General features: G+C 62.7%; 20 protein-coding genes and 1 pseudogene. 9 read left to right on the forward strand and 12 right to left on the reverse strand.

Annotated elements, in window-relative coordinates:
* The 3 genes from NE850_RS19770 to NE850_RS19780 all read left to right on the forward strand — a co-directional run bounded on the left by NE850_RS19770 (position 1) and on the right by NE850_RS19780 (position 4,769).
* Positions 1–954, forward strand: coding sequence for an ABC transporter substrate-binding protein (locus tag NE850_RS19770; RefSeq protein WP_007181476.1), 954 nt, complete (start codon positions 1–3; stop codon positions 952–954).
* Complete coding sequence (fhuB, locus tag NE850_RS19775) at positions 951–2,972, forward strand: Fe(3+)-hydroxamate ABC transporter permease FhuB (RefSeq protein ID WP_310699290.1); 2,022 nt, start codon at positions 951–953, stop codon at positions 2,970–2,972. Before NE850_RS19770 ends, fhuB begins: the two co-directional genes overlap by 4 nt.
* A gap of 66 nt (positions 2,973–3,038) precedes the next feature.
* A complete protein-coding gene (locus tag NE850_RS19780; protein WP_007181474.1) occupies positions 3,039–4,769 on the forward strand; it encodes a cyclic peptide export ABC transporter in 1,731 nt (576 codons plus the stop codon).
* A gap of 552 nt (positions 4,770–5,321) precedes the next feature.
* On the opposite strand, the gene NE850_RS19785 is transcribed toward NE850_RS19780, so the two are convergent.
* A complete protein-coding gene (locus tag NE850_RS19785; protein WP_035518053.1) occupies positions 5,322–5,897 on the reverse strand; it encodes a DUF308 domain-containing protein in 576 nt (191 codons plus the stop codon).
* A 588-nt stretch (positions 5,898–6,485) separates the two neighbouring features.
* Here NE850_RS19785 and NE850_RS19790 point away from each other — a divergent pair.
* From NE850_RS19790 to NE850_RS19800, 3 genes are read left to right on the forward strand one after another with little or no spacing between them, the layout of a single operon-like run.
* On the forward strand, positions 6,486–7,079 hold the full coding sequence (locus tag NE850_RS19790) for a cytochrome b/b6 domain-containing protein (RefSeq protein WP_165186230.1): 594 nt from the start codon (positions 6,486–6,488) through the stop codon (positions 7,077–7,079).
* A gap of 2 nt (positions 7,080–7,081) precedes the next feature.
* Positions 7,082–7,855 (forward strand): molybdopterin-dependent oxidoreductase, encoded by a 774-nt coding sequence (locus NE850_RS19795; RefSeq protein WP_165186233.1) that lies wholly within the window; start codon positions 7,082–7,084, stop codon positions 7,853–7,855.
* A gap of 50 nt (positions 7,856–7,905) precedes the next feature.
* A complete protein-coding gene (locus NE850_RS19800; RefSeq protein ID WP_310699291.1) occupies positions 7,906–8,520 on the forward strand; it encodes a hypothetical protein in 615 nt (204 codons plus the stop codon).
* Between the two features lie 104 nt (positions 8,521–8,624).
* Here NE850_RS19800 and NE850_RS19805 read toward each other — a convergent pair whose 3' ends face one another.
* The 9 genes and pseudogenes from NE850_RS19805 to NE850_RS19845 all read right to left on the reverse strand — a co-directional run bounded on the left by NE850_RS19805 (position 8,625) and on the right by NE850_RS19845 (position 17,578).
* Positions 8,625–9,995 carry an MFS transporter gene (locus NE850_RS19805; RefSeq protein WP_007181470.1) on the reverse strand — a complete coding sequence of 457 codons (1,371 nt, stop codon included), beginning with the start codon at positions 9,993–9,995 and terminating at the stop codon, positions 8,625–8,627.
* A 23-nt stretch (positions 9,996–10,018) separates the two neighbouring features.
* Positions 10,019–10,846 carry an enoyl-CoA hydratase-related protein gene (locus tag NE850_RS19810; protein ID WP_035518051.1) on the reverse strand — a complete coding sequence of 276 codons (828 nt, stop codon included), beginning with the start codon at positions 10,844–10,846 and terminating at the stop codon, positions 10,019–10,021.
* A gap of 46 nt (positions 10,847–10,892) precedes the next feature.
* A complete protein-coding gene (locus tag NE850_RS19815; RefSeq protein ID WP_007181468.1) occupies positions 10,893–11,669 on the reverse strand; it encodes an enoyl-CoA hydratase-related protein in 777 nt (258 codons plus the stop codon).
* Positions 11,670–11,679: 10 nt separating this feature from the next.
* Positions 11,680–12,897 carry a CoA transferase gene (locus NE850_RS19820; RefSeq protein ID WP_310699292.1) on the reverse strand — a complete coding sequence of 406 codons (1,218 nt, stop codon included), beginning with the start codon at positions 12,895–12,897 and terminating at the stop codon, positions 11,680–11,682.
* Positions 12,898–13,008: 111 nt separating this feature from the next.
* The gene (locus tag NE850_RS19825; RefSeq protein ID WP_035518564.1) at positions 13,009–13,905 is read right to left on the reverse strand and encodes a LysR substrate-binding domain-containing protein; all 897 of its coding nucleotides are present in this window, start codon (positions 13,903–13,905) and stop codon (positions 13,009–13,011) included.
* A gap of 65 nt (positions 13,906–13,970) precedes the next feature.
* Positions 13,971–14,429 (reverse strand): annotated as a pseudogene (locus tag NE850_RS19830) (S1C family serine protease); the annotation flags it as partial.
* A gap of 93 nt (positions 14,430–14,522) precedes the next feature.
* Positions 14,523–15,503 (reverse strand): alpha/beta fold hydrolase, encoded by a 981-nt coding sequence (locus NE850_RS19835; protein WP_007181465.1) that lies wholly within the window; start codon positions 15,501–15,503, stop codon positions 14,523–14,525.
* Positions 15,504–15,623: 120 nt separating this feature from the next.
* Positions 15,624–16,370 carry an SDR family oxidoreductase gene (locus NE850_RS19840; RefSeq protein ID WP_310699293.1) on the reverse strand — a complete coding sequence of 249 codons (747 nt, stop codon included), beginning with the start codon at positions 16,368–16,370 and terminating at the stop codon, positions 15,624–15,626.
* Between the two features lie 119 nt (positions 16,371–16,489).
* Positions 16,490–17,578: an alkene reductase gene (locus tag NE850_RS19845; protein ID WP_007181463.1), complete on the reverse strand. Its 1,089-nt coding sequence runs from the start codon at positions 17,576–17,578 to the stop codon at positions 16,490–16,492.
* 115 nt (positions 17,579–17,693) lie between these two features.
* On the opposite strand from NE850_RS19845, the gene NE850_RS19850 reads away from it, so the two are divergent.
* Entirely contained in the window at positions 17,694–18,611 is a 918-nt protein-coding gene (locus NE850_RS19850) for a LysR family transcriptional regulator (protein WP_035518563.1), read from the forward strand.
* A gap of 1 nt (position 18,612) precedes the next feature.
* Here NE850_RS19850 and NE850_RS19855 read toward each other — a convergent pair whose 3' ends face one another.
* On the reverse strand, positions 18,613–19,185 hold the full coding sequence (locus NE850_RS19855) for a TetR/AcrR family transcriptional regulator (protein WP_310699294.1): 573 nt from the start codon (positions 19,183–19,185) through the stop codon (positions 18,613–18,615).
* Positions 19,186–19,361: 176 nt separating this feature from the next.
* Here NE850_RS19855 and NE850_RS19860 point away from each other — a divergent pair, with 176 nt between their 5' ends.
* Entirely contained in the window at positions 19,362–20,798 is a 1,437-nt protein-coding gene (locus tag NE850_RS19860; protein ID WP_007181460.1) for an alpha/beta fold hydrolase, read from the forward strand.
* Positions 20,799–21,185: 387 nt separating this feature from the next.
* Here NE850_RS19860 and NE850_RS19865 read toward each other — a convergent pair whose 3' ends face one another.
* On the reverse strand, positions 21,186–21,509 hold the full coding sequence (locus tag NE850_RS19865; RefSeq protein WP_007181459.1) for a hypothetical protein: 324 nt from the start codon (positions 21,507–21,509) through the stop codon (positions 21,186–21,188).
* Positions 21,510–21,673: 164 nt separating this feature from the next.
* Here NE850_RS19865 and NE850_RS19870 point away from each other — a divergent pair, with 164 nt between their 5' ends.
* On the forward strand, positions 21,674–23,521 hold the full coding sequence (locus tag NE850_RS19870) for a thiamine pyrophosphate-requiring protein (protein WP_310699295.1): 1,848 nt from the start codon (positions 21,674–21,676) through the stop codon (positions 23,519–23,521).
* Positions 23,522–23,758: the final 237 nt, after the last annotated feature.

Consider the following 23,758-nt stretch of genomic DNA (forward strand, 5'->3'; position numbering starts at 1 on the left):
ATGCGACGCCGCGATTTTCTCCGCTCCGCCGCCTTCGCGCCTCTGCTCGGCACGCCGTTAGCCCGCGCGCGAGCGGCCGCCAATCTCACCACGCCGGCGTGGGCGCCGCGTCTCATCGTGCTGGACTGGGGACTGGTCGAAACGCTGCTGGCGCTGGGCATCAATCCCGTGGGTGTCGCCGAGATCGATGCCTATAACGATAGCGTAGTCGCCCCGCTCGTGCCGGCACACGTAGCCGATGTCGGGTTGCGTCTCGCGCCGAGCCTCGAACTTTTACAGCAACTCGCGCCCGATCTCATTCTCATCAACTCGAGCCAGGAATCACAGCGTGCGATGCTCGAACGTATCGCGCCGGTGCGTGCATTCGCCGTCTATACCGACGCCGGCGCGCCCTATCGCCACTCGCAGGACGTCACGCTGCAACTGGCCGAACTGTGCGGCCGCACCAGTGCGGGCCACGCGCTGATCGACGCGACTGAGCGAGTGCTCGCCGGAAGCCGCGCGCAAATCGCCGCGCAATGCGCCCGGCTGCAAGCGTCCGGTCCGCAGCGGCCGCTCTATCTGATCCGCTTTTTCGATGGCCGGCATATCGGCGTGTACGGCGCGCGCAGCCTGTTCCAGGACGTGATGGACGCGCTCGATGTCGCCAATGCGTGGCATGGTCCGACCGACTATTGGGGCATCGGCGTGGCCGGGCTCGAGAAACTCGCCGTATCGCCCACGGCGGACGTGCTCTATTTCGATCCGCTGCCCAGCGGTGTCGCGCGCACGCTGAGCTCGAATCGCTTGTGGCACGCGCTGCCCGCGGTTGCCGCGGGACGTGTCGCCACGCTACCGCCGTTCTGGGGCTTCGGCATGCTGCCTTCGGCCGCGCGCTTTGCGGAGGTGCTGACTGCAGCGCTCACGCGCGACCCGGCAGCAAAAACCGATGCGGGAACGCAGACACGCCTATGAATATCGCCCGCACACACGTGCCGCATCTCGCGATACGTCCGTGGCTGCCCGCCGTGCTGACTTTGCTCGTGCTCGCCGCAGCCGTTGCGCTAAGCATCGACAGTCTCTCGGCGATTCTGCCGCCGTCGCTGTGGTGGCAGGCGCTGTGGTCGCCGGATACGCACGACATCCAGCAGATCATCGTCCACGATAGCTGGCTGCCGCGTCTCGTGGTCGGCTGGTTGTCCGGCGCCATTCTGGGACTCGCCGGCACGGTCTTCCAGCAGGTATTGCGCAATCCCCTCGCCGAGCCGATGACACTCGGCGTCTCGGCCGGCGCGCAACTCGCGTTGACGGTCGCCACGCTTTGGGCGCCCGCGCTGCTCGGCGGCGCCGGCCAGTGGGTCGCGCTCGGCGGAGCACTGATCACCGCAGTCATCGTGTTAGGCCTGTCCTGGCGCAGCGGGCTCGCACCGGTCACAGTCGCGGTCGCGGGGCTCGTCGTTACGTTGTATTGCGGATCGATCGGCGTCGCGCTCCAATTGTTTTACGCACCGTATTTGCAGAGTTTGTTCATCTGGGGCGGCGGCTCGCTCATCCAGCAGGACTGGAGCAACGTGACGACGCTCGCATCGCGTCTCGCCATCGGTAGCGGGATCGCGCTCCTGCTGTTGCGGCCCATGACGCTCTTCGGCCTCGACGACGCCAATGCCCGCAGTCTCGGCCTGTCGCTGCGCCGCATGCGGCTCGTCGCGCTGGCGCTGGCAGTCATGCTGAGCGCGGCCGTAGTCAGTGCGGTCGGAGTCATCGGCTTTGTCGGATTGGCCGCGCCCGCGCTCGCACAGATGGCGGGCGCGCGCCGCCTGTTGCAGCGTCTGCTGATAGCGCCGTTGTGCGGTGCGCTGATTCTGTGGCTCACTGATCAAGCGGTGCAACAGTTGTCCGGCGCAATGGGCGATCTGATTCCGACCGGCGCGGCGCCCGCGTTGTTCGGCGCACCGCTGCTGCTGATGCTACTCGCCCGGATGCATCGCGCCACGCGGTTGCCCGCCGGCAGCGAAGACATCGCCCGCAGTCATGCAGTGCCCTTTGCTTCGCTGCGGCGGCGTTTCTTTGGCATCGCGCTACTCATGCTCGTCGTCTCCGCGCTCGCGCTGGATTTCGGCCACGGTCCGCATGGCTGGCATTTCAGCAGTCTCGACGAGTTGTCGCGCGTGGCCATCTGGCGCGTCCCGCGCGCGGCCGCCGCGATTGCTGCCGGTGCCATGCTCGCGGTAGCCGGCACGCTGATGCAACGGGTGACCGGCAATCCGCTCGCCAGCCCCGAAGTGCTCGGCGTGAGCGCCGGCGCCGCGCTCGGTCTGATCGCGCTGGCGATCGGAGCGAATGACGCGGGACACATCGAGCGTATCGCGGCGAGCGCAGCAGGCGCCTTGACCGCCCTGCTCGCGATCCTCTGGTTTTCGCAACGCTCGCGCTTCGCGCCCGATCGCGTACTGCTGGCGGGCATTGCCATCGGCGCGTTGTTCCAGGCAGTGGTCGCGGTGGCGATCGCGAGCGGCGGCGAGCGAGCGGCGATGCTGCTGCAATGGCTCGCCGGCTCCACCTACACGATCACCCCAATCGACGCGACGCTCGCACTCGTCCTGTGCGTCGTCCTGTGCGCGTTGACACCACTGTGCAATCACTGGTTGCAGATCCTGCCGCTTGGCGAAGCATCGGCGCGCGCGCTCGGCGTATCGACGCGCGGCGCCCGCTTCGCGCTGCTCTGTCTGATCGCGCTGTTGACGGCAGCCGCCACGCTGGTGGTCGGGCCGCTGTCTTTTGTCGGCTTGACCGCGCCGCATTTCGCGCGTCTTCTCGGCGCGCGCCGGCCATTGCAGCAGGTGCTGCTGGCCGCGCCGATCGGCGCGGTGACGATCGTCACCGCCGACTGGCTCGGCCGTGCGCTGCTGATGCCGCGCGAGCTGCCGGCGGGCCTCGTCGCGACCTTGATCGGCGCACCTTATCTGATGTGGCTGCTCGGCCGGCGTCGCTAAGCCATGCCGCGCTGCCCACCATTCAATCTTTTTGCACCAGAACTTCAGATATTCCAGGAGAACACGATGCTTGCGGAACTGCTCAGATTGCTTAAGCGACTCTGGCCGATTACCGTACTCGCCACGGCAATGGGCGCCGCGAGCGGCATCGCCACCGCCGCCCTGCTGGCAGTAACGAATCGCACGCTGCATGACGGCGCCGCGGCCTTGCCGACCCTGCTGTGGAGCTTCGCCGGACTGTGCGTGCTGGTGCTCGCGGGCGAAGTCATCTCGGACATCGGCAACAATCTCGTCGGCCAGCGGGTCATCGCGATGCTGCGCAAGAATCTGTGCGAGAAAATCATGGCTGCCCCGATCGGTCAGATCGAACAGTTTCGCAGCCATCGGCTGATCACCGCACTGAATCAGGACATCGATACGATCAGCTCGTTTTCCTTCATGTTCTCGAGCCTCGCCATCGCCACCGCGACGATCGTCGGCTGTCTCGGTTATCTGTTTGTGTTGTCGCCCGTGTTGCTGGTCATCGCGCTCGTCGCCATCGCGCTCGGCTCGATCGTGCAAACGTTGGCACGGCGCGTGGGGATTCGCCGCTTCGGCGCGGCGCGCGAAGCCGAAGACCGTTTGCAGAAATACTATCGTTCGATCACAGAAGGCGCCAAGGAGCTGCGCCTGAACGGCCAGCGCCGCAGCTTCGTCTACGAACACGAACTGTCCGGCACCATCGAGGCGATCTTCCGGCTGCGCGTGCGCGCCGCCAATGTCTTCGTCAGCGCGAATGCATTCGGTTCGCTGTTGTTTTTTATCGTGGTCGGTCTGATGCTGACGTTGCAGACGTGGTCGCCGGGCGCGGATCGCACGATCATCACCGGCTTCGTGCTGGTCCTGCTGTATATGAAAGGGCCGGTCCAGGAGATTGTCGGCGCGCTGCCGGCGATCGGCCGCGCGCAAGTTGCGTTTCAGCGCATCGCCGAGCTCTCCGCACGGTTTTCGACCCGCGAGCCGTCGCTCGTCGCTGGCCACGAAACCGGCTCGCCCGGGCGGCTCGCCGACGTGCTCGATACGATCGCGCTCGCCGGTGCCCGCTATCGCTTCGCCAGACCGCAGGACGAACGCGACGCCTCTGCCGCGGATAGAGGAACAAGCGGAACGGATAGCGTCGGCGGCGGCTTCGAACTCGGGCCGGTCAGCCTCACGATCGAACGCGGCGAGACGCTTTTTATCGTCGGTGAGAACGGTTGCGGCAAGACCACGCTGATCAAGCTTCTGCTCGGACTGTATCAGCCTGACGCAGGACAGTTGCTGCTCAACGGCGAAGCGGTGCGCGACGAACATCTCGACGACTATCGCCAGCTTTTCTCGGCGGTATTCTCGGACTATTACCTGTTCGACACGCTGATTCCCGGCGAAGCCACCCTCACCGCCGACGCACAGAAGTACCTGGAACGTTTCGAGATCGCGCACAAGGTCTCGGTGCGCGACGGCGCGTTCACGACTACCGATCTGTCGACCGGGCAGCGCAAGCGGCTCGCTCTCGTGCACGCCTACCTAGAACGCCGCCCGGTGATGGTGCTCGACGAGTGGGCCGCCGACCAGGATCCGACTTTCCGGCGCATCTTCTACACCGAAATCCTTCCTGACCTGAAACGCCAGGGCAAGACCCTGATCGTGATTTCGCACGACGACCGCTACTTCAGTGCGGCCGACCGCTACATCCGGCTCGAAGAAGGTCACATCGTCGAGGAGGTTCGGCCCTTACGCGTGCAGGCCGCTGCTCAGATTGCCGCGAATGCATCGTGATGCGGTATGGCGGCCGCCCACTACCGATAGGTCGAAATCCCCAGCGCAGCGGTCTCAATTGCACACCCAGTCAAATCGATCCACGCATTCGGATGGACGAAAAACTGACTGGGCGTCGATCGTTACCAATGCGAGGCATCGCTAACGATCAAATTGACGGTATCGGACAAGGCCCTCCGAGGAAGAAATGTCGGTACTGTCATCGTCTAAATCATTCCAGTTCGATTGACGCAATCCATTCGCCGCCCGATTTGACGACGTCCTTGCTCCGATCGGTAATGTGCATATCCTCACGAACCAGAAAACCTCGCGCCCGACCGCTTGCAAGCGCCCCGCAGCAATGGGTAGGGCGCGGCTGAACAGTCCCGGCCGACGCATCGGGCACCCATCTTTCGTTGTCAAACCGTAAAAAAACGACCACGTTTTGGGCCTTTGGCGTGCGTCGATGACGCGGCGCGGGCTAGCAGCCATTAACAGCGCAGACAGATCCAGCGCGCGTCCACTGACGCAAATGACAGGTAGCGTCGCATCAGTGGACTGCTGCTCAGAGCGTCAGGAAACCTTCCGCCGCATTTCACTCACGGACAGCCATGTCGCCGAGACCAGGAAGTAAATGGCCCCCACCGCGGCATAACTGGCCACCTTGACGATCGCGGCAGGCGTAGGCTTGTGCGCTTGCACTATGAATAGCACGCCAGCCAGCGACGACTGTGCACCGCTCAGTATCATCGCCCATTGCGCGCCAAAATTCTTCCAGCGCCGCATTGCAGTTCCGAGTTGGAGCAAACCGGATAACACAGCCCAAACGCCGACTACCTGAAGCACACCGGTCATGCTTAGCCGCAGCGCGACGATGACGGCGACCGCCGTTGCCAGGCTCACCGCCGTGTTGAGTGCTTGCGTGCGATTTTCGAAGGGACCACCGCTACGTGACATATCGACATAGTTGGCCAGCGCATCCCATACAGGGTAGGCGACGAGCAAAGCTGCCGCAATGCCCGGGGAATACTGCCCGACAGAAAAGGCAAGCACAACCCAAACAGCCGAAAACGCTGCCCGGACAAAGTAATAGTGCTTCAACCAACGCTCGTTGTGAGTCCGCGCAGTAGCTGCGTGACGATCCATCATTCACACTCCAATAATGATCGGTAGAACGATAATAAAAATGGATATCTGCCCATGCTGTCGGCGCGCATCGGTGCGCTGCGAACGACCGCCTGGGGTATCGACTGTGGCGCATCGTGGCTTACCGGGAGCCCGAGAAAGACAATAGTCTCAGGTCTGCCGCCCCAACGGGATCGGTCAAATGACCGATCCCGGAATGCTCGCCGCCGTGCAGTCGGCAGTCTGCGAACAAAAGCCTATGGCCGTCCGCAAATTCGGCTTTGGCGCCGTCTGCTCAGCCGCAGTGCGGAGCCCATGCGCCAACACGGCCTTATGGTCAATCAGCACGCGTGCACCTTGCCCTCAGCGCCTCGGAAGACTGCACCCGGGTCGGTCATTTGACCGATACCGTTGCGCCTCGCCGGATGCGATTCTTATCCGGAACCAAGATACACGGATCCAGATGACGACCGCGCAACGTGATTCGCTTTCACGAGCCCGGATTCGAGCTGAGTCTGCGCGGACAGGCGCGATGCGCAGTTGTTTTCCGCTCGCCGCCGACAGCCGCAGGACACGCTTTCCACTTTCAATACCGTCCACAGTGAGGTTACCTTGAAGCACACAACGATACATCCCGTATGGGTCCGCATCTTCCACTGGATCAATGCGGCCGCTGTCATCGTTATGTGCCTGAGCGGCTGGCAAGTGTACGAGGCGTCGCCCATCTTCAGGGCGATCCGCTTTCCGCAGTCCATCACGCTGGGCGGCTGGCTAGGTGGTGCGCTGCTTTGGCACTTCGCGGTCATGTGGATACTGGTCGCAAACTTTGCCGCCTATCTGATCCTCGGCGTTATCACGGGACGCCTGCGCAAAAAATTCTTTCCCCTCGGCCTTCGCGCGATTGCCACCGACCTGGTGGCCGCGCTGCGCGGCAAGCTCGGTCATGCTGATCTCAGCCAATACAATGCAGTGCAGAAGTTTGCCTATCTCGTCGTGATCACCGACATCGTGCTCGTGGTGTTATCAGGCCTGGCTATCTGGAAGCCGGTTCAGTTACCGCTCCTCCGTACCTTGATGGGAGGCTTTGACAACGCCCGCATCGTCCACTTTGTCGCGATGAGCGTGCTGGTCGGCTTCTTCACGATACACGTCGTGATGGTTGCGCTGGTGCCGCGATCCTTGCTCACCATGATTCGGGGCCGCTAACCATGACTTCACGAAAATCCGTACAGCGACCCGACGCCGCATCCATCATCAAGGATGCAGAAAAGGAGCTCCAATCGTCCGCGCGCCGCCTGTTCGGCAAACGAATCCTGACCCTGGGCGGACTCGCGCTGCTGTCGGGCTGCGATCTGACGAACGACAGATCGGTCAACACCATGCTGCGCAGAATGTCTTCATTCAACGATAGCGCGCAAGCCCTGCTGTTCGATCCGCGCAACCTGGCCCCGACCTATCCGGAATCGATGATCACGCGGCCATTCCCGTTCAATGCTTACTATGACATCGACCAGGTGCCGGAGGTCGACACACGCACCTACCGCCTCGAACTCAGTGGTCTCGTCAAAGGCAAACGCGTCTGGATGCTCGACGAACTGCATGCATTGCCGCAGCAGAGCCAGGTGACGCGGCATATCTGCATCGAAGGCTGGAGCGCGATCGGCAAATGGGGCGGCGTGCGATTCGCCGACTTTCTCCGGCTGGCCGGCGCCGATACAACCGCAAAATATGTCGCGCTCCACTGCGCTGACAACTACTGGACGAGTATCGACATGCCGACGGCGTTGCATCCGCAGACGCTGCTCACGCTGACTTATGACGGCAGCATTCTGCCCGCGAAGTATGGCTTCCCCATGAAGCTTCGCATGCCCACCAAGCTCGGCTACAAGAACCCGAAGCACATCGTCGCCATCTCCGTCACCAACGAATTCCCCGGCGGCTATTGGGAAAACCAGGGCTACAACTGGTTCGGTGGATCCTGAACCACACGTCGCAAATATCTTCTCACCTCAACCAACCTCTCGGAGCACTTATGTCCACACGTTTCAAGCTCGCCGTTTCCTTTGCCGCGCTCACGCTCGCCGGCGCAGCATTCGCCCAATCCCCCGCCGACAAGCCCGAACGAATCCGCGGCGAAATTGTGTCATTCGCAGGCAGCACGCTCAAAGTGCATCGGCGCAGCGGGGACACCGTGACCATCGACATGCAGGAGTCGTCCGGTGTGAACGCCGTGAAGCCGATCCAGCTTTCCGATATCAAGCCGGGCTCTTACGTCGGTGCGGCCGCCATGCCCGGTCCGGATGGCAAGCTGACAGCAAAGGAAGTGCTGGTCTTCCCGGAAGCCGCGCGTGGGACCGGCGAAGGCCACTACGCGTGGGATCTGGGCGCCAACAGCACGATGACGAACGCCAACGTGGATACTGTGGTGCAAGGCACCAGCGGACGTGATCTCAAACTGTCGTACAAGGGCGGCACCAACACGATCACCGTGCCGGCGAACGTACCGGTCGTAACGCTTATTCCGGCAACCCGCGCTGAGTTGACAACGGGCAAGAAGGTTTTCGTCGTAGCCACTCCGAAGACCGTCGGCACCTATGACGGCAAACTCGTCGTTGTCGAAAAGGACGGCGTCGCCCCGCCGATGTAACGCTGCAAGGAGTGCGGCGTGCTTCCGCCTGGCGCCGCTCGACCGAAATCTTCGGACCTGTGTTTCCCGTCAGGCCACCGGCTCGCGCCTGGCTCGTGCCTGGCTCAGCGGGTGGTCATCGTCTCAGCGGCGGGATGCGCCGGCATCCCGCCGCCATGCGCGTTTCTCATCCGCGCATCCTGCTTCAGGCCCCAGATCCACGTCACGACGAGACAAGGCAACAGCGAGACGACCGAATACCCGACGCCCGCGAGCGGATTGCCCGTCAGATTGACGAGCGACAGACTGATCAATGGCAGAAACCCGCCGAACATCACGTTGCCGAGTTGTTGCGCGAGGCCGAACCCGGTCGTTCGGCTTTGTGGAGGAAAGCATTCGGCGACAAAAGCGGGCAGCGGCGACATGATCATTGCGGTCAGCACGGCAAGCACGGCGATCAGCAGCGAGACTGCGATCCACTGTGACGACGCCACGCCTGCCCTGATGCCCGCGAACGCCGGATAAACAATGGCGATCCACATGACGATGCCGATCAACATGACGCGCGCGCGCCCGAAGATATCCGACAGCTTGCCGAACACCGGGTACAGCGGCGCGGCAATCAGGATGCCGGCACCGAGGCACAGGTTCGCCTGCGTCGGTTCGACCTGGAGAACGTTTTGCAGGAAATAGAGCATGTAGACGATCGACGTGTAGAGCGACACCGACGTGCCGCCCTGCGCGCCGAACATCGCAACCAGAATGGCTTTCCAGGAAGTTCTGTTTGACAGTGTCTCCCGCAAGGGCCGCTTCGACAGCCGGCCCGCCTCCCGCATCTCCGCGAACACCGGCGTCTCCGTCATGCCCAGCCGTATCCACGTAGCGACGGCCACGATCGGCGCCGAGATCAGGAACGGAACACGCCATCCCCAGGCCAGAAAGCTGGCCGCATCGAGCGAGAGCTTCAGCGCCGACACGACGACCAGCGCAAGCAGCAAGCCGATGCTCGCCGTGCCCTGCAGGACGCTGGTCGCCATACCCTTGCGGCCTTCGGGCGCATGTTCCATGACGTACACGACGGCCGAGCCGTACTCGCCGCCGATCGCGACGCCCTGCACGACGCGCAGTGTGAGAAGCGCGACAGGCGCGGCCATGCCGGCGGCTGCGTAGGTCGGCAGACAACCGATGCCGACGGTGGCGACTCCCATGATCGCGAGGGTGATCACGAAGGTCTTCTTGCGGCCGACCCGGTCGGCCATAGGACTGAAGATCACGGTTCCCAGCGGGCGTGCCACATAGGCGACGCCGAAGGTGGCGACACCGGCGAGTGCCGCCACGGACTTGTCGGCGGACGGAAGAAACAGATGCGTCAGTGTTGCGGTCAACGCGACGTAGACGAAGAAGTCGTAATACTCGAGCATCGTTCCCAGACTGGATGTCACGATGATCCGCAACATGCCGGGACGACGATGAACCTTGCGAGGTCCGGTGATCATGTTTGTCTCCTCCAATGAATGTGTCAGGCGGCGCCGCATTCAGTCCGCTTCGATTTCTGTCGAGCCTGCTGTTCAAGGAAGCCGGATACCGCCTCTTTGTGCTCGCTCCCGCAAAGCAGAATGGCCTGCATGTTCGCCGCCATTTCGAGCGCGGCGGACAACGTACACTGCGACGACTCGCGCACCAGCTTTTTCGCCATACGCAGCGCGAGCGGCGGACTGCCGGCGATGCGCTGCGCGAGCGCGAGCGCTTCGCGCTCAAGCGCGTCATCGGGATAAACGCTTGTGACGATGCCGAGTCGCTTCGCCGCTTCGGCATCGATGAATTCGCTGGTCAGCGTCAATTCAAGCGCCTTCGCAGGCCCCACGATGCGCGACAGAAACCATGCGCCACCGATGCCCGACACAAGGCCGAGCCGAAGAAAGCTTTCCGCGAAGACAGCCCGCGTTCCCGCGAGCCGGATATCGCACATCAGCGCGAGGTCGCAGCCTGCGCCGACCGCGGCACCGTTGACTGCGCAGATCGAAGGCACCTCCAGTTCGTTCAGCGCGCGCGTGATCCGGTGCAGACTCCTGCGCAGGCGCTCACGCACCTGTTCGATGCCGCCGTCCATCAGATCCTTGCCGCTCTGCATGTCCTTGACGTTTCCGCCCGTGCAGAAGTGCTTCGACGACGATCGCAACAGGAGACAGTGCACGTCGTCCCGCCGGTTGACGTTTTCGAGCACGTCCGATAACGCTTCGGTCATCGCCACCGTGAGCGCATTGCCATTCGCGGCGCCATCGAGCGTGAGTGTCATCACGCCCTCTTCCACTGAGTAGCGCACGAGCGGCGCTTCATTCAGTCCCATTTCCTGCACGGTCTGCCTCCTGAGTTGAATCCGGGGTTGTGGCGCTTCATCGGTTGGAAAACGCGGCGTTACGCCGGCCGAGAAACGCGGCCATGCCTTCCTTCTGGTCGGCGAGCGCGAAGCCGGCATGAAAGAGCCTTCGTTCGAACAACAGTCCCTCTGCCAGCGACGATTCGAACGAGCGATTGACGGCTTCCTTGATGGCCAGAATGACGGGCAGCGAATGCCGGGCAATCTGCTCGCCGATCCGCAACGCTTCATCGACCAGCACTTCCTGCTCGACCACTTTCGACACCAGTCCGCACGCGAGCGCCTCGCTTGCCGTCAACGATTCGCCGGTGAGACAGGCGAGCATCGCCGTCGACTTGCCAGCCGCGCGCGGCAGGCGCTGCGTACCGCCCGCGCCGGGCACGATCCCGAGCTTGATTTCGGGCTGACCGAACATCGCATTGCGCGCCGCGATCACGATGTCGCACATCATCGCGAGCTCGCATCCGCCGCCGAGCGCGTAACCCCCGACCGCCGCGACGACCGGCTTGCGCAGCGCCCGAAAGTGGTCCCAGTTGCGGCCGATATAGTCTTCGGAGAATGCCGTGGCGTAGTCGAGCTTCGACATGGCGACGATATCGGCGCCCGCCGCGAACGCCCTTTCCGAACCCGTCAGCACGGTCGCGTGCACGGCGGGATCGGACTCGATGTGTTGCATCGCCAAGACGAGTGCGTCGATCAGCGCGTCCGTGAGGGGGTTCAACGTGTTATCGGACGCGAGCCGCACGAGCGCGACCTTTCCACGCCGCTCGCTTCGTATGAGTTGTCGTTCCATGCTGGCTCTCCTACGCCGTCCCGGCATGAGCCGCGCTTGCGCGTATCACGCCGGCGTTCAGCAGCGCCGCGACTTCGTCTTCGTCTATCCCATAGAAGCCGAGCATTTCGAGCGTATGCTGCCCGGTCATCGGAGCCGGTGTTTCGTCCGGCGCAGGCGCATCGGAAGGCCCGAGTGCGAAGCCATGTGTTCTTACGCGGCCCGCCACCGGATGCGCGACAGTACGGGCGATGCCGCTTTCCCGATACTCCGTCGTCTCGATGACTTCGCGGTAAGTCGTCACGGGCGCGCAGAGAATATCTCGCGCCGACAGCATGTCGATCCACTCGGCGGTGCTGCGCCGGGCGAAATGCGCGTCGAGAATGCCGTGCAGTTGCGCACGGTGAAGTACGCGGGCATCGTTGGTGGCGAAGCGCGCGTCGGTTTCGAGACCGGGCGCATCGAGCAATTCGCACAACGCGCTCCAGCGGCCTGGATGGTAGGCCACGACCATCATCCAGCCGTCGCGGGTACGGAAGGCTTCGTTCGGACAGGCATAGGGCGCCGCGCTCCCGACCTTCTCCGGATCGGCCCCCGAAGCGAAAAACGCCGCGAACGCGATCTGCTGCAGCATCAGCGTCGAGTTGTAGAGGCTCACGTCGAGGTGCTGCCCCACCGCTTTCGTGCGCACGGTGTGCAGCGCGCCGAGCACGGCGATCGTGGCGAGGTAGCCGCCCATCATGTCGGCGACGGGCACCGGCACCTTCAGAGGATCGCCATGCGCCGTACCGAGCGTGCTCATGAGCCCGCTGACGGCCTGTATCACGCCATCGACCCCCGGCCGCCCGGTGCTCTCGCCGCGCTGCCCAAACGCCGAAATCGAGCAATAGACGAGCTTCGGATTGACGGCGCGAAGCGCGTCGTAGCCGAGTCCCATCGCGGCCATGACGCCCGGCCGGAAGTTCTCGATGAGCACGTCCGCCTTGCGCACCATCGTCGTAATAGTCCGCCGTCCGGCATCGGTCTTCAGATCGATGGCGAGACTGTACTTGCCGCGATTGACGCTCATGAACGCCGGGCTCACGCCGTTCTGCCACGGCGGACCGATCTGCCTGCCGATTTCGCCGCCGGGCGGCTCGATCTTGACGACGTGGGCGCCGAGGTCGGCAAGCGTCATCGAACACACCGGTCCCGCCAGCACGTGCGAGAAGTCGAGCACGCGCACGTCTTTCAAACTGTCTCGAATCATTCGTCGTGGTCCTGTCTCCGGGTCCGACGTTGCGTCGAACCATAGGCGCAGATTAGATTCGCGCCATCACAGGAACAATCGACTTTTTCGAAACGGGGCTTTGAGTTTTTGTTAAAAGGTGCCGGCGGTCTGCACGAGTGAGACCAGCCAGTCGCGGAAGGTCGTTAATGCCGCGGACGGGCGACGCGTGGCCGGCCATGCGAAGTAATACGTATAAGCGCCACGGTCGAGCTCCAGGCGAAATGGCGCGACCAGTTGCCCGTTATCGAGTTCTGCCCGCACCAACGCCTTTTGCGCGATCGCCACGCCATGTCCTTCGATGGCGGCCTGATACGCTAGCAGCGAGGTCTCATAGCGCATTTCGCGACGACGCCCGTCGAGCGCGAACCCCGCCGCTTTCATCCATAGCGCCCAGTCATCGGCGCGCGCGAGCGAGTGCAACAGCGTCTCCCCCTGCAGTCTGCTTCGCGCCCGCACTTTGCGCGATGGCGCGGCGACGGGTACGAGTTCATTGGGAATGAGCCTCTGAGCAGAAAGACCAGGCCAGTTGCCATCGCCGAGCTGGATTCCGCCGTCGATATCCTCGCGCTCGAAGTTGAGCGGCGCCGACGAAGTGGTGAGCTGCACGTCGACGTCGTCATGCTGCCGGTGAAAACTGGCGAGCCGCGGTATCAGCCAGCGGACCGCGAACGTGGCGGGGCAACGAATCTTGAGTACCTGCGAGCGTCGCCCTGCCGTACGAATGCTGTCGGTCGCCTGTCGCAGGCCCGCAAAGAACGGCATCAGTTCGGCGAGATAGCGCGCACCCGCCGAAGTCAGCTCGAGCCGTCCTTTGACGCGCTCGAACAATGCCACACCGAGAAAGCCTTCCAGCGTCTTCACCTGTCGGCTCACAGCCGCCGGTGTCACGGCGAGTTCGTTCGCTGCTTTCGATACGCTCAGCAGACGCCCCGTTGCTTCAAAAGCACGTATGGAATTAAGGGAGGGTAGCGGCGCGGAACGGTCCATGAACATCGGGGGAGGAATCGGCATTCGGAATTCTGGCGCAAAATCGCGTGTGCTGGGAATGTTTCGTCACCCGCCTGGAGCCCCGCCCTCGCCGTCGGCCCACCAGACTCGACCGTGCTGATCAGCGCCCCGTCCGGTTTCGACAAGCCGAATGAGCGTGCAATCGACTGGCTCACTTCCTGAACTGCGGCACCGAGACGTCCGCGGCTCATCTGGCCAGCCTTTAACAATTGGTCCTTCACATCCAATGCAACGTCGATCGGTATCACGAATGACAGTCCTTAATCGCCTACGTCAGCACGACTCGGGTTGCCGGTCGTTACTATCGGCAAGCTGTCCGAGTCAATCTTGATTCCTGCGACATCGGACAGCGCATCGCTGCCGATCACTTGTCCCCTGAACTCCCGCTTGTCGGTCCGTTTCACGTCGACCACACCGGCGTTGCCGACTACGTGGCGATTGGTCAGGATGTTGCCGTCGGCGCTGACGATAAAGCCGGAGCCCAGGGTGACTTCCTGGCGGTTGCCGATCACACGGCGCGTGAGAAACGGCGCGAGTGGATTGCCCGGTGCGATGCCTGGTGGCAACTGTATGCCCATCTGGGTGACCTCGCGCCGTTAAGGCAGGACAAAGCTTGCCGCCGCGTCCGGACTACGATCAGTAGCCGTTTTTTTCAGAAAATCGAGCATCAGGCCTGCGATCTCGTCGACCTGTTCATCGAATGCGAAATGCCCGGCGTCGAGCAGATGAATTTCCGCTCTGGGCAGATCCCTCCCGTAGGCTTCAGCCCCCGGCGCGATAAACGACGGATCATTCTTGCCCCACACCACCAGGGTCGGCGGCTTGTGTTCACGCAGCCACGCCTGCCAGGCCGGATACGAAGCGACATTCGTCCGGTAGTCGTACAGCAGAGCGCCCTGGATCTCGCGCTGACCGGATTGCGACAGATGTGCATACTCGTCAGTCCACGTATCGGGATCGTATCGCTCGGGATGCAGCGTCCCGGCCGTGTGCCGCTGCTCGGTCGCAGCAAACGAGATGAACGTATCCAGCACTTCAGGGTGTGCCTTGGGATCGGCCCAGTATTGGGCGATGCCCGTCCATTTCACGCCTAGCCCTTCCCTGTAGGCATTCGCATTCTGGATGACCAGCGTTTGCACGCGCTCGGGGTGCGCCACCATGATCCGGAAGCCGACTGGCCCACCGTAGTCGTGAAGGTACAGGCTGTAGCGACTTACTCCGATCTGATCGAGCAACTCGCTGGTCGTCCGTGCCAGATGGTCGAACGTGTACGTGTATGCCGTCGGAGACGGTGCATCGCTCTGCCCGAAACCCGGAAAGTCCGGCGCGATCAGGTGATAGTGCGCAGCCAGTAACGGAATCAGCGGGTCGAATTCACGCGACGACGACGGAAACCCATGCAGTAATACGATCGTCGGCGCATCCTTCGGACCGGCCTCCCGATAGAAGATCCGTATCCCATCGACTGTGACACGATGATAGGACGTCGTGCTCGAAATGGACTCCAGGGGTGCTGCCTGCACCGCATGGCTTGTCATCAATGCGACCGCCGCTGCCAGAAGAATTCGCGCTTTCATCTTGAAGTTCTGCCTGTTTGAAAAGCTTTACCTGAACTCCGAACGATTCCGACGAGGACCACCAGCAGGAAATGCCAGCAGAACCCGCCCCGTGCTTCGATCGGGAATTCGAGCTGATTCTTAGAATTGCGTCAGCCCGCCATCGACCACCAGTTCAACGCCCGTCGTGTATGACGAATCGTCGCTGGCCAGGAACACCGCACTCCTGGCGATTTCAATCGACTCGCCGAAGCGCTGCAGCGGCACCCTGGCCTGAATGGCGGCCGCGGTTGCTGCGAGCTGCTCGTCGGTAAGACCCAGCTTGCCGTAGAACGGCGTCGTGATCGCGCCCGGGCTCACGGCATTCACGCGGATACCGCGCGGGGCCAGCTCTGCTCCCAGCGTGCGGACCAGCGACCGGACGGCCGCCTTCGTTGCGGCCAGCAGAGACAGGCCTGGCATGCCGACGGTGTCGAGGAACGACGTCGTCACCACCACGCTGCCGCCGTTCTGCATGAACGGAACAGCCTTCTGCACCGTCAGGAACAGGCCCGTGAAATTCAGCGAGAAATGTTCGTCGATCAGTTCCGGGGTGACGGCCTCGAGCGGCGCGACCTTGCCGGCACCGGCATTGGCGAACACCACGTCGATGCGGCCGAAACTGGCGCGCGCGGCTTCGATGGCGCGTTCGATATCGGCCGGCTTGCGCAGATCGGCGGACAGCAGCAGCACATCACCGCCGATTTCCTTGCCGGCTGCCGCGAGGCGCTCCGCGTTCGAGCCGAGCACGATGACCGAGGCGCCTTCCGCGCGGAACAGCTTCGCGGTTTCCAGGCCGATGCCCGACGTACCGCCGGTGATCAGTGCAACCTTGTTCTTCAGTTTCATTTTGCTTCCTTCATACAGATATTAAAGAGGAATACTGATATCCCTCAATGGACATGCCGCCATTCGGGTGACGACGAGGAAATCATGTCGCGGCCGCCGGCCGCGCAAAGCATCCCGGCTCAGCCGGCCTGATACCGGGAATAATCCGTATAGCCCTTCGCACCGCCGCCGTAGTATGTCTTCGCAGACGCTTCCGTCAGCTGCCGATCCAGACGCAGCCGATCGACCAGATCGGGGTTGCCGATAAACGCCTTGCCGAAAGCGACCATATCTGCATGGCCGGTCGCGATCGCGGCGGCCGCCAGCGCGCGATCGTAGCCGCCGTTCGCGATATACGCGCCGTCGAACGCGCGACGCAGAGACTGGAAGTCGAAAGCTCCCGCCGTTCCGGCCGGCGCACGCTCCTCGATGCAATGCAGATAGGCCAGGCCCAGAGCGCCGAGCCGTTCGGCAAGCCGCTCATAGGTCGACTGCGGATCGCTGTCGAGCGGCGTTTCACCGATCGTGGTCTTGACCGGAGACAATCGCACGCCCACATGCCCGGCGCCCCAGATCTCGGCCACGGCCTCCGCGACCTCGACAGGCAGACGCAGCCGGTTCTCGACCGAACCGCCGTATTGATCGTCCCGACGATTTGTGCCGTCCCGCAGGAACTGCTCGAGCAGGAAGCAGTTACCCATGTGAATCTCGACGCCGTCGAACCCGGCCTGCTCCGCCATCCGGGCCGCATGTCGGTACTCGTCGATCACACCGGGAATCTCGTCCGTCTGCAGCGCGCGCGGCATGGACGGCGGCAGCATGCCGGCGGCGGTCAACACGGTGCCGCCAGCCTGAATCGCCGAGGGTCCGACGGGAGCACGCGCCCCCTCGTGGAGAGTCACGTGCGAAATCCGTCCGGTATGCAGGAGCTGCAGCACGATCGTGCCGGCGGCATCGTGGACCGCATCGGTCACCTGACGCCATGCTCTGGCTTGTGCTTCCGTGTAGATGCCAGGGGTGTAGGCATAACCTCGGCCTTGCCGCGAAACATTAGTTGCTTCTGCAACGATAAGTCCGGCAGATGCGCGCTGACTGTAATACTCGGCGGCGAGAGATGTCTGCACGCCATCGAGATCGGCTCGAGCCCGCGTAAGCGGCGCCATAGCGACACGGTTCGGGATGTGAATTCCACCGAGCGCACCGGGGGAGAAAAGATCGGAGGGCTGCATGAACAAGTCCTTTGGAAACGAATCGTTATCGCGAATGCCGCATCATGCCGTCCAACGCATTGATGTTGAATCCACTAAAATCGATTTTGATTTCCTCAAAAAATGGACAAGTGACGTGGACCGACTCGAAGCCATGACGATGCTGCTCGCCGCGATTCAGAAAGGCAGTTTCTCGGCCGCCGCGCGGGAAATGAACGTGCCGGTGCCAACGCTTACGCGCAGGGTCACGGATCTTGAAGAACAACTCGGCACGCGCCTACTCACGCGTACGACGCGCAAGCTGGCGCTAACGGATGCAGGAGTCGCCTATGCGACTACGGCTCGACAGATTCTCGAACTGGTTGCGGAACAGGAACGTGAGGCGACGGGAGAATTCACGGCGCCGCGCGGGGAACTCACGATCACAACGCCGGTACTCCTCGGACGACTCTATGTGCTGCCGGAGATCATGGACTTTCTGGACTTGTTTCCGGAAATCGACGTCACACTGACCCAGTCGGATCGCAATGTCGATCTGGTCGACGCGCATGTCGATCTGGCGGTGCGTATCGGAAGGCTGCCCGACAGCAGCATGATCGCAACGCGAATCGGCGCGTTTCGCCCGGTTGTGTGCGCCAGCCCCGCGTTGCTGGCAGAACGCGGCGTGCCCCGGGTGCCTGCCGATCTGGCAGAACTTCCGTGCGTTGTGTTCAACGGTCCGATGCTATCGCCGGACTGGACCTTCCGGTGCCCCGATACGGAACGGCTTGTCACCATCCCGATTGCGCCAAGGCTCCGGGTGTCGTCACCCGACTCGGCCGCCGCTGCCGCCGTTCGCGGTCTCGGGTTCACGCAGTTGCTGCACTACCACGTCGCAGAGGCTATCGAAGCCGGCAAGCTCGAGATCGTACTGGAGGCCTTCGAATTCGATCCGGTGCCGATCCAGCTCGTCCACGTTTCCCGCAACATGATGCCGCTCAAACTGCGACGCTTTCTCGACTTCGTGACACCCCGGCTCAGGGAATCCCTGTCCCGGTTTGCCAAACCGTCATGAATCAGGAACGAGACGTTTCGTCCTTCGTCAGATCGAGCAGCGTGTTCATGGCCCGTTTGAACGGGCCCGCATCCCCGCTCGCCGCCTGCAGGGTCAGCACGCCCTGAACCAGGGCCACCCAATCTTCCGCAAAGTGCCGCGCCCGCACAGGCGGCATGCCGCTGTCGCGCGCCAGCACTTCGATCGCGCCGATCCAGTGAGCAAACGCCTTGCGCAGATCCTGACGCGCCTCGGCGCCGATTTCCGAGCCCGCCAGTTGACCCAGAACACAGGGCGATCGCCCGCCCGAATACAGCTTGTCGAACGTGGCAACGATCCTGCGTACGCGCGCCTTCAGCGATCCTGAGCCTTGTGCCGCCGCCAGGATCTCGGCGTCGATCCACGCCGTCGCGCGCTCGAGCACGGCCTTCGCCATCTGCTCCTTCCCGTTCGGGAAATGATGATAGAGGCTCGATTTGCCCAGTCCCGTTGCTCGGGACAAGTCGGCAAGCGACGCGCCCTCGAAGCCCTGGTCACGGAAAACGTTGAACAGCCGGTCGACGATTTCGTCTTTCGAGACTGCGGCAGGAGGCATTCAATGCTCCGAAATGAGTACCGATCATTCGGTACGGTTCAAGGGTTTCGAGAATTATCCCATGAAAATCCACTTGACGATCACTGCCTTCTGTCTATACTGTACCGATCGTTCGGTTCAGTATCGCATAGTTCGGTGCGACCGCGCGTTCTCCTTGTCACCCTGAGAGCTTTATCATGTCGACCTCTGCCAAGTTTCAAACCGTTTCCGTCACGGACCGCCGCAGCGGTTCGGCGCTCAAGATCTTCTATCGCGAGGCTGGGCAAGCCGATGCGCCGACCGTCTTGTTGCTGCATGGCTTCCCGACCTCGAGCCATCAGTATCGCGGCCTGATCGAACGGCTCGCCGACAAGTACCGCGTCATCGCGCCCGATCTGCCGGGCTTCGGTTTCTCGGATGCGCCCGAGGCAAAGTCGTTCGGCTATACCTTCGACCATCTCACCGAGGTAATCGAAAGCTTCACCGACGCTTTGAACCTGACGCGCTACGCGCTGTACGTATTCGATTACGGTGCGCCGGTCGGTTTCCGGCTGGCCGTGTCTCGACCCGAACGCGTCTCCGCGCTGATCTCGCAGAACGGCAATGCGTACGAGGAGGGGCTCAGCGATGGCTGGAACCCGATCCGGGCCTACTGGCAGGAGCCGAGCGACACGAATCGCAATGCGCTACGCGCACTCCTGAAAAGCGAGACGACGCAGTTCCAGTACACGCACGGCGAATCGGACGCGACGCGAATCGCGCCGGAAAGCTATACGCTCGACCAGCATTTCCTCGACCGGCCCGGCAACGACGAGATCCAGCTCGATCTGTTCGGCGATTACCAGTCGAACGTGGCCGCGTATCCGAGTTTCCACGAATATTTCCGCACGCACCGTCCGCCTACGCTGGCCGTATGGGGCAAAAACGATCCGTTCTTTCTGCCGGCCGGCGCAGAAGCGTATCGACGCGATCTCCCGGACGCGGAAGTCCATCTGATCGACGCGGGGCATTTCCCGCTCGAGACGCATCTCGACGAGGTCTCACCTATCGTGCGATCGTTCCTGGCTCGCACGCTGGATCGCGCCCAGGGCGCCGTACTGTTCGGACCGTTAGAAGCGTCATCAGTCCCGGCGGAGGCGAAGCCCCTGCTCGACAGCATGAGCGGCGTGTTCGGCTTCGTGCCGAATCTCGGATACGCGCTGGCAGCGGAGCCGGCCGTGCTCGAGGCGTATATCTCAGCACTACAAGCGCTGGGCAAGACCACGCTCAGCCCTGTCGCCCAACAGGTGGCAATGGCGGCGGTCAGCCGCGCAAACGCGGCTGATTATGGCGTCGCGGTTCATGCAACGCTGGCGGAGAAAGTCGGGGCGCCGGCCAACGTCGTGAAGGCGCTGCGTAACGGCGATGCACTCGAAGATCCGAAGCTGGAGGCTGTGCGATGTTTCGCCACCGCCATTGCCTCGAAGCGCACGCAGGTATCCGACAGCGACGTTCATGCGCTGCGTGCGGCGGGACTCGATCATCGGGCCGTGCTTGCGATCGCCCTGGCCGCGTCGGCCAAGACGCTCGTCAATACGATGGCACATCTGTCGCGGCCGGAGATCGATGCAGGCTTTCAACCGCACAAGGCATAGACAGAGGTCGAGCAGAGCGGCATGAATCAGCAGAAAGCCGCGAGTCCCGAGCACGTCCGTAAGGCGTGGCGTGCCCGGCGTGAAGCGGTTGCGTCGACGGCATCGAAATCGGCGAGCTCTGTCGGGATGCCGAAATCGCGCACACCGTAGTCCGCCTGCAACGCAGCGACGGCGCGCGCGATGCTGGCCTGATCGCGCGACAGCTGCGTCGTGTCATATCCACGTCGGCGCGCGTCCAACCCCGGCGCCAGCGCCGGTGACTACGGCAGCCTTCCTCATCGTTTCGCGGCCCGGCGTATCCGCATTGAGCTCTCCTGTCGATCACGGAACAATCATCAGGACGCTTGAGCAAAAACCGGGCCGCAGAATTACATCCAGCTTGCCAGCTCAGCGCCATGCAAGCAACACACGTTGCGCGAAAACGTGGGCGTTCCCACTCAATAGCGCCTCAAACATACGCTGGCAGGCGGCGGCCCACTGCCGGACACCGGCATCTATTTCTATTGTCTGAATGCCGGGCGTTTTTTTTGCGGCGAAGAACCCTTCGAAGTATTCGCCGCGACCTGAAGGCCGGACGACTGGGCCGAGATGAATCCGGCGTTTGGCTATAACGGCCTGCAATTGCGCAAGGGTCAGCTGAGCGAGGGCAAAAACGCACGGATACAGATTGGCATCGACCCGGCCGATCGGTTCGCGCGCGAAATCGATCATATGTCGCTGAGCGTGGTGGAGGGACCGACGTCGCATACGCCCGGCGAGGAAGGGTTGCAGAACCAGCGGACCGTCGAGGCGCCTCGCCATCAATCCGAGGGAACGACACTTGCTGCGGATTCGTCGCTACCTATGCTCATACGACCACTGCGAAGGAGTCTCTCATGTCTCAAACCGTTGGCGATTTCATCATTGAAAGGCTCCATGCCTGGGGCGTGCGCCGTATTTACGGTTATCCGGGCGACGGTATCAACGGTGTTTTCGGCGCGTTGAGCCGCGCGCAAAGCGAGGCGCAGAAGAACAGCAAAAACGCCGAAAAAAACGGGCAGGCGATTGAGCCAATTGAATTCGTGCAGGTGCGTCATGAAGAAATGGCGGCATTCATGGCGTCGGCACACGCGAAGTTCACGGGCGAACTCGGCGTATGCATCGCCACTTCCGGACCCGGCGCGTCGCATCTGCTCACCGGCCTCTACGACGCGCGCATGGATCACATGCCGGTGTTGGCCCTCGCTGGACAGCAGGCGCGCGCCGGGCTCGGCGGCCATTATCAGCAGGAACTCGACCTCGTCTCCCTGTTCAAGGACGTCGCCGGCGCTTTCGTCGAGCAGGCCACCGTGCCCGCTCAGGTGCGTCATCTGGTCGACCGCGCAGTGCGCACGGCACTCGCCGAACACAAGGTCACCGCGATCATTCTGCCCAACGATCTCCAGGATCTTCCCTATGAAGCGCCGGGCCGCAAACACGGCACGCTGCATTCGGGCGTCGGCTACAACGCGCCTCGTCTCGTGCCCTACCCCGACGACCTTCAGAAAGCCGCCGACGTGCTGAACGCCGGCACGAAAGTGGCCATTCTGGTCGGCGCGGGTGCCTTGCGGGCGACGGACGAAGTGCTCGCCATCGCCGACAAACTCGGTGCTGGCGTCGCCAAGGCGTTGCTCGGCAAAGCGGCGTTGCCAGACGATCTGCCTTGGGTGACGGGCTCCATCGGCCTGCTCGGCACCAAGCCGAGCTACGACATGATGACCGAATGCGACACGTTGCTGATGATCGACTCGGGCTTTCCCTATTCGGAGTTTTTGCCCAAGGAGGGCGCCGCGCGCGGCGTACAGATCGACATCAAGGCCGACATGCTGAGCCTGCGATATCCGATGGAAGTCAATCTGGTCGGCGACAGCGGCGAAACCTTGCGCGCGCTGCTGCCGCTACTCGAAGAGAAGAAGGATCGCGCATGGCGCAAGCGGATCGAGGGCTGGACTGCGGACTGGTGGAAAACGCTGGAAAAACGCGCCCATGAGTCCGGCAAGGACGCGGTCAATCCGCAGCGTACCGTGTGGGAATTGTCCAAGCGCATTCCGGCCAACTCGATCGTGACGAGCGACTCGGGCTCGGTGGCTAACTGGTACGCGCGCGACCTGAAGGTGCAGCGCGGCATGATGTGCTCGTTGTCGGGCAGACTCGCGTCGATGGGCGCGGCGGTGCCCTATGCGATCGCCGCCAAGTTCGCGTATCCGGAGCGTCCCGTATTCGCGCTGGTGGGCGACGGCGCGATGCAGATGAACAATATGGCCGAACTGATCACTGTGTCGAAGTACTGGCAAAGCTGGAAAGATCCGCGCTGGATCTGCATGGTACTCAACAATCAGGATCTGAACCAGGTCACGTGGGAACAGCGTGCGATGGAAGGTGATCCGAAGTTCGAGGCATCGCAGGATATTCCATCCGTTCCGTATCACAAGTTCGCGGAAATGATCGGCCTGAAGGGCATTTATGTGGATGACGCGGAGCAGATGGCGCACGCGTGGGACGAGGCGCTGGCAGCAGACCGCCCCGTGGTGATCGAAGTGAAGGCCGACCCGAACATTGCACCGCTACCGCCGCACATCACGCTTTCCCAGGCCAAGGCGTTCGCGTCGACCTTGATGAAAGGCGATCCCAACGAAGGCAATGTGATCGTGGAAACGGCGAAACAGGTGCTTGGCGCAGTATTGCCGGGTCATCACGATAAATGAGCGCGTGTCCCGTGAACGGTCAGAGCCGAGGATGCCGGTAAGGAATCTCGTCGGCACCGCCGGCAAATCTCCGAGCCCGAAAACAGGCGTGCCGCATGAAGCCCGCGCGGCACGCCCTTCCGCATGCTGCCCGCACATACCGTCAAATGACGGTTGTTCGGCCTCCAGGCGAGCGCAGGCGCAGGTTGACAATTCCCCTGACGATCAAGGACTCATGGACCTGCGCCCGGCAATCTG

The organism is Paraburkholderia sp. USG1 (assembly GCF_031570135.1).
Taxonomy (GTDB): domain Bacteria; phylum Pseudomonadota; class Gammaproteobacteria; order Burkholderiales; family Burkholderiaceae; genus Paraburkholderia; species Paraburkholderia dioscoreae.

Bases quoted from the DNA above. Each gene is read 5' to 3' on its own strand.
- NE850_RS19770 (WP_007181476.1), top strand. From the start codon at position 1: ATGCGACGCCGCGATTTTCTCCGCTCCGCCGCCTTCGCGCCTCTGCTC.
- fhuB (WP_310699290.1), top strand. From the start codon at position 951: ATGAATATCGCCCGCACACACGTGCCGCATCTCGCGATACGTCCGTGG.
- NE850_RS19780 (WP_007181474.1), top strand. From the start codon at position 3,039: ATGCTTGCGGAACTGCTCAGATTGCTTAAGCGACTCTGGCCGATTACC.
- NE850_RS19785 (WP_035518053.1), bottom strand. From the start codon at position 5,897: ATGATGGATCGTCACGCAGCTACTGCGCGGACTCACAACGAGCGTTGG.
- NE850_RS19795 (WP_165186233.1), top strand. From the start codon at position 7,082: ATGACTTCACGAAAATCCGTACAGCGACCCGACGCCGCATCCATCATC.
- NE850_RS19800 (WP_310699291.1), top strand. From the start codon at position 7,906: ATGTCCACACGTTTCAAGCTCGCCGTTTCCTTTGCCGCGCTCACGCTC.
- NE850_RS19805 (WP_007181470.1), bottom strand. From the start codon at position 9,995: ATGATCACCGGACCTCGCAAGGTTCATCGTCGTCCCGGCATGTTGCGG.
- NE850_RS19810 (WP_035518051.1), bottom strand. From the start codon at position 10,846: ATGGGACTGAATGAAGCGCCGCTCGTGCGCTACTCAGTGGAAGAGGGC.
- NE850_RS19815 (WP_007181468.1), bottom strand. From the start codon at position 11,669: ATGGAACGACAACTCATACGAAGCGAGCGGCGTGGAAAGGTCGCGCTC.
- NE850_RS19820 (WP_310699292.1), bottom strand. From the start codon at position 12,897: ATGATTCGAGACAGTTTGAAAGACGTGCGCGTGCTCGACTTCTCGCAC.
- NE850_RS19825 (WP_035518564.1), bottom strand. From the start codon at position 13,905: ATGGACCGTTCCGCGCCGCTACCCTCCCTTAATTCCATACGTGCTTTT.
- NE850_RS19835 (WP_007181465.1), bottom strand. From the start codon at position 15,503: ATGAAAGCGCGAATTCTTCTGGCAGCGGCGGTCGCATTGATGACAAGC.
- NE850_RS19840 (WP_310699293.1), bottom strand. From the start codon at position 16,370: ATGAAACTGAAGAACAAGGTTGCACTGATCACCGGCGGTACGTCGGGC.
- NE850_RS19845 (WP_007181463.1), bottom strand. From the start codon at position 17,578: ATGCAGCCCTCCGATCTTTTCTCCCCCGGTGCGCTCGGTGGAATTCAC.
- NE850_RS19855 (WP_310699294.1), bottom strand. From the start codon at position 19,185: ATGCCTCCTGCCGCAGTCTCGAAAGACGAAATCGTCGACCGGCTGTTC.
- NE850_RS19860 (WP_007181460.1), top strand. From the start codon at position 19,362: ATGTCGACCTCTGCCAAGTTTCAAACCGTTTCCGTCACGGACCGCCGC.
- NE850_RS19865 (WP_007181459.1), bottom strand. From the start codon at position 21,509: ATGATCGATTTCGCGCGCGAACCGATCGGCCGGGTCGATGCCAATCTG.
- NE850_RS19870 (WP_310699295.1), top strand. From the start codon at position 21,674: ATGTCTCAAACCGTTGGCGATTTCATCATTGAAAGGCTCCATGCCTGG.